Below are 4,427 nucleotides of genomic sequence, written 5' to 3'. Positions count from 1 at the left end.
CCGTTCCCAGACGGTGGTGGCGCCGTGCCGCAGCGGGTAGAGCCATGACGGCCGGCGGGTTCGCCGCAGCAGCGCGTGGATCAGGTCCGCGCGGCCCCAGCGGTCGAGGACCGGAGCGATCAGCCCGACTCCCAGGAAGCCGGTGGTCAGGCCGGGCCCGGCCTCCTCGACCAGTGCGGCGAGCCGCCGGGCGGCGCGGGCGGCGAGGTCGTCCGGGAGGAGCTCGAAGGCCAGGGCGAGCAGGTACGCCGTCTGCGTGTCGCCGTCGATCCGGCCGTCCGCGTCGGCGAACCGCGTCGTGAAGACCGCGCGCACGTCGCGTGCGAGCGCGGCGTACCGCTCGGCCCGGTCGCTCCCCAGCACGCGGGCGGCCCGCGCGGTCAGCTCCGCGCTGTGGGCGAAGTAGGCGGTGGCGACCACCTCGCGCGGTGTCGGCCGGCCGATGGCGAGCCAGTCCGCGAAGTGCGGCCCCACCTTGTGCCGCCAGACGAGGCCGGGGTTGTGCCGGTGGACGAAGTCGACCCACGCGCACATCGCGTCCAGGGAGTCGGCGAGGAAGCGCTCGTCGCCGTACACCCGGTACAGGTGCCACGGGACCAGCACGCCCGCGTCGCCCCAGCCCGGCGCGCCCTCGTCCGCGACGCCGACCAGGCGCGGCGCGACGTTGGGGAAGCCGCCGTCCGGCCCCTGCGCGTCGAGCACGTCGCGCATCCACTTGGTGAAGAAGGCGGCGACGTCGGCGCCGAGGCAGGCGGTGGGCAGGAACACCTGGGCGTCGGCGAGCCAGCCGAGACGCTCGTCGCGCTGGGGGCAGTCGGTCGGCACGCTCACGAAGTTCGACCGACGGCCCCAGGTGATGTTCTCGTGCAGTCTCCGGATCGCCGGATCCGCGCAGTCGAACGTCCCCGTCTCGGGGGTGTCGCTGTGCAGGACGACGCCGATGACGTCGTCGGGGCTCAGCTCGGCGAGACCGGTGACCTCGGCGTACCGGAAGCCGTGGTAGGTGAAGCGCGGCTCGAAGACCACGGTGTCGTCGCCGGTGATCAGGGTGTCGGTCGCGGCGGCGGTGCGCAGGTTGGCGGTGTAGAGGCCGCCCTCCTCATCCAGCGCCTCCCCGTGACGGACGACGATCCGCTGCCCGCTCCGCGGGGCACGGGCGGTCAGCCGGACGCGGCCGGCGAAATTCTGCCCGAAGTCGACGATGTGCGCCTCGGGGCCGATGCGCGTGACGGCGACGGCGGGCAGTTCACCCAGCGCGCGCACCGGTTCGTCCACCGAGGCGACGAGCGTGCCGGTGTCGTGGTCGGCTACGCGAGCGGCCGGCCATGCCGTGTCGTCGAAGCCGGGGCGATCCCAGCCGTCGGGCGTACGCCGCACGTCGTGGCACTCGCCCATGAGCAGGTCGGCGTACCGGGTCGGCCCCTCGCTCGTGCGCCACCGGCCGTCCGTGCCGATGACCTGCGACGACCCGTCCGCGTGATCGAGGTGCAGCTGGGCGATGAGCTGCGGGAAGCCCCCGTAGTGCGCGCCCGGCCTGCGGGGCTCGAACCCGACGTAGCCGCTCCACCAGCCGTCCGCGAGCGTGGCGGCGAGGACGTTGCCGCCCGCCCGGACCAGGCCGGTGACGTCGTACGTCTGGAACTGCACGCGGCGGCGGTAGTCGGTCCAGCCCGGGGTCAGCTCGCCGTCTCCCACCCGCCGGCCGTTGATCCGCACCTCGTAGAGGCCGCGCGCGCTCACGTACAGGCGGGCCCGTACGGGGGCCGTCCGGGCGGAGAACTCGCGTCGCAGCAGCCGACAGGGCCGCAGGCCGTGGGCGTCGAGGGCGCGCTCGCCCTCCTCGGGCGGGTCGACGACGTCGACGGCCGTCCAGTCGTTCGCGATCCAGCACGCGCGCCATTCGCCGGCGGCCGGGCCGGTCTCGAACCACGACCGTGCCCGGCCCTCCGCCCCGTCCGCGGACCACACCGTGACCTGCCACCGGTAGCGCGTACGGGACCGGAGCGCCGGGCCCGCGTAGACGACGCCGATCGCCTCGGGGTCCTCGGTTCGCCCGGTGTCCCAGACGGCGGCGTCCGGCCGTGCGTCGTCCCGCGTGACCTCGACGCGGTAGGCCGCGGGGGCCGTGCCGCGAGGCGCGGCCTCGTCCGCCGCCAGCCGCCAGGACAGGAACGGGGCCCGCTCGCCGATTCCGAGCGGCGTCGTCCGATGGTCGCACCGGAGCGCGTACGGCCGCAGCGCGATCATGCTCCGACCACCTCGTAGGTGACCTTGTGCTCGTCGAGTTCGCGCAGTGCCTCCGGGGCCGCGCCGGCGTCGATGATCACGCGGTCGAAACCGCTCAGAGGGGCGACCCGGTGGAGGGCGGTCCTGCTCAGCTTCGAGTGGTCGAGCAGGAGGATCCTGCGCGCCGCGCTCGCGAGCATCGCGCGCTTGACCGAGACGATGTGCTGCTCCTGGTGGTAGGCGAACCCGGCGGTGACCGCCGAGGTGGACACGAAGCACAGGTCCACCTGCAGCAGATCGATGGCCTCGATGCAGGAGACGCCGAGGAAGGAGTCGTGCAGGGGGTCGTAGTCGCCGCCGAGGGCCAGCAGCCGGACGTCGCGCATCTGGGCCAGCAGGTTGATTCCCTCCAGGAAGTTGGTGACGACCGTGAGCGGCGCGACGGTCTCCAGCCGCCGGGCGAGTGCGAGGCTCGTGGTCGAGTCGTCGAGCATCACCGCCATGCCGGGCTCGACCATCTCGGCCGCCCGGACGGCGATCGCGTCCTTCTCGGCCCGCATGGTCTTCATGCGGAACGCGACGTTGCTCTCGAACACACCGGAGGGCTGCGCGGTGACCCCGCCCCGGTACTTGCGCACGACGCCCTGGCGCTCCAGTTCGTCGAGGTCCCGGTGAATCGTCATGAGGCTGACCTGGAACCGCTCGGCCAGCTCGGCGGCGCTCACCGAACCCTGGGTCAGGACGTGCTCGGCGAGCATCTCTCGCCGTCGGGCGGGGCCGTTAATGCCATCGCGCGCTCTGGCAGCAGCCATCACTTCCTCCGACGGCTCACATTGAAACACCCGAAACTGTGAAATTAACCACGAAGATCTCGCTGTCCCCGGATCTTGGGACATCTACGTGCTCGGCGTCAAGACCTCGGGGGGAATCGAGTGATCGTGCAGGTCGTGCTAGACCCGCCGACGCATCACCGGGACCGGACCGATATGGACGGGCGCCGATGGTGTGAGCTTGGTACAGCAAGTTCACATCCAGAGGCGTTGATTTAACGCCGAACCTCCCATGTCCTGTGGGAGTTCTGTCGGCCGTACGCGGCACTGACCGGTAGGACCGTTACTGTTCGTCCCGAAAACCGCCTGGTTGTGATGCGTTTCAGTGCGAGACGATGCTCACCGGCGGAGAAGGCGACACGACTCATGCAGCCATTACGACCGGAGGACCCCGAGCGGATCGGCCCGTACCGGCTCACCGGACGGCTGGGTGAAGGCGGCCAGGGCGTCGTCTACCGCGGCGAAGGAGGCGACGGCGCGCCGGTCGCGCTCAAGGTGCTGCACCCGCGGCTGCTGCGCGGCGCACGGGCGTACGCCCGGCTGCGGGACGAGATCGCGACCGTGCGCCGGGTGGCCGACTTCTGCACGGCGCGGATCATCGAGCTGGGAAACGACGGCGACCGGTCGTATCTGGTGAGCGAGTACGTCGACGGTCCGTCGCTCCAGGAGTTCACCGAGTCCGGCGGGCCGCTGGCCGGCGGGGCGCTGGCCCGGCTGATGGTCGGCACGGCCTCGGCGCTGGCCGCGATCCACCGCGCCGGGGTCCTGCACCGCGACTTCACGCCGTACAACGTGCTGATGGGCCCGGACGGTCCACGCGTGATCGACTTCGGCATCGCGCGGGCGCTCGACGCCGGCGCGACGGTGACCAGCGGTCTCGTCGGCACGCCCGCGTACGCCGCGCCGGAGCTGCTGCGCGGCGAGCATCACACGCCGGCGGCCGACATCTGGGGCTGGGCGGTGACGATGACGTTCGCGGCGACGGGGCGGACGGCGTTCGGGACCGATTCGGTCGCCGCGGTGTTCAACCGCATCCTGCGCGACGAGCCCGACATCGCCGCCGTGCCCTCGCCGTACCGCGAGACGATCCGGCGCTGCCTGGCCAAGGACCCGCGCGAACGCCCCGAGGCGACCGACATCCTGCTGCGGCTCCTCGGCTACCAGGACGTGGAGGAGGCGGCGTCCGCGATCGAGCTCCCCGAGGGGGTACGCCCCGCCGACCACCTGACCGTCGACCGGCCCGAGCGGGGCGCCGCCGATGACCGTACGCGCCCGGACCGGTTCACCCTCCCGGACCGTGCGCCGGTGCGACGGCGCCGGTGGCGGGCCCGGACGCTTCTGGCCGCCGGGGCCACGGCGGCGGCGGTCGGG

At 72.6% G+C, this 4,427-nt stretch carries 3 protein-coding genes; 1 reads left to right on the top strand and 2 read right to left on the bottom strand.

All coding sequences use genetic code 11. From position 1 onward, the window contains the following. Both ACFFNX_RS38110 and ACFFNX_RS38105 read right to left on the bottom strand, forming a co-directional pair. On the bottom strand, window positions 1-2,247 hold a 2,247-nt coding region (locus tag ACFFNX_RS38110), incomplete at its 3' end, for a family 78 glycoside hydrolase catalytic domain (RefSeq protein ID WP_378210954.1). Then, the gene (locus ACFFNX_RS38105; RefSeq protein WP_378210952.1) at window positions 2,244-2,984 is read right to left on the bottom strand and encodes a DeoR/GlpR family DNA-binding transcription regulator; all 741 of its coding nucleotides are present in this window, start codon (window positions 2,982-2,984) and stop codon (window positions 2,244-2,246) included. The genes ACFFNX_RS38105 and ACFFNX_RS38110, both read right to left, overlap by 4 nt. 438 nt (window positions 2,985-3,422) lie before the next feature. Here ACFFNX_RS38105 and ACFFNX_RS38100 point away from each other — a divergent pair. After that, window positions 3,423-4,427, top strand: a 1,005-nt coding sequence (locus tag ACFFNX_RS38100) for a serine/threonine-protein kinase (RefSeq protein WP_378210951.1), incomplete at its 3' end; no start/stop codon positions are given.

Origin of the sequence: Actinoallomurus acaciae (assembly GCF_042429965.1) — a bacterium.
Lineage (GTDB): Bacteria > Actinomycetota > Actinomycetes > Streptosporangiales > Streptosporangiaceae > Actinoallomurus > Actinoallomurus acaciae.
Note: the sequence above shows the minus strand (reverse complement) of the source record. Positions and strands in the feature narration are given on the sequence as shown.

Bases quoted from the DNA above. Each gene is read 5' to 3' on its own strand.
- ACFFNX_RS38105 (WP_378210952.1), bottom strand. From the start codon at position 2,984: ATGCTCGCCGAGCACGTCCTGACCCAGGGTTCGGTGAGCGCCGCCGAG.